Source organism: Corallococcus sp. CA047B (assembly GCF_003612065.1).
GTDB classification, from domain to species: domain Bacteria; phylum Myxococcota; class Myxococcia; order Myxococcales; family Myxococcaceae; genus Corallococcus; species Corallococcus praedator.
Genome location: NZ_RAWD01000696.1, coordinates 1 through 500 on the forward strand (window position 1 = coordinate 1; position 500 = coordinate 500).

Sequence of the window (500 nt, forward strand, 5' to 3'; positions counted from 1 at the left end):
TCTCCAGCACTCGGAGCGCGGCCTCGTAAAATGTCATCGAGTAATCCCCAAGAATTCCGAACGGTTACAAAAATGTAGGTCCGTATGGGCGGCGGATGCTAGCCACCGCTAAACTGGCTTGTCAACGAACGTAAATGACCCGGATACGCATCGGACAGCGTTGGAAGCGCGAACCGTCAGCCTCCCCGCTCGATTCCATCGCGCTGGAACTGGACGGAGTGAACCTGTTGTCCGGGGCCGTGGAAGAGCCCCTGGCGGAGGTCATTCCCGCTCTGGTGGAGGCCGTGGCGGCCCTGCACGTCGGCGCCCGCCGCATGGCCCAGGTTTCGTTGACGGATGCGCATCTGGAACTGGTGCTCCGGCGCGTCGGGCCGGACATCGAACTTTCTGTCGCGAGCCTTGCCCGGCCCGCTCAACTCCTGCGTCCCCCTATCAAGGTTGACACCGAGGAGTTGACAAAAGCGACCCGCCAGAGCGGTCAGCGCTTCCTCCAGGACGTG

General features: G+C 62.4%; 1 pseudogene. It reads left to right on the forward strand.

What is annotated here, in order from left to right:
- Positions 1–134: 134 nt before the first annotated feature.
- Positions 135–500 (forward strand): annotated as a pseudogene (locus tag D7X74_RS42230) (hypothetical protein); the annotation flags it as partial.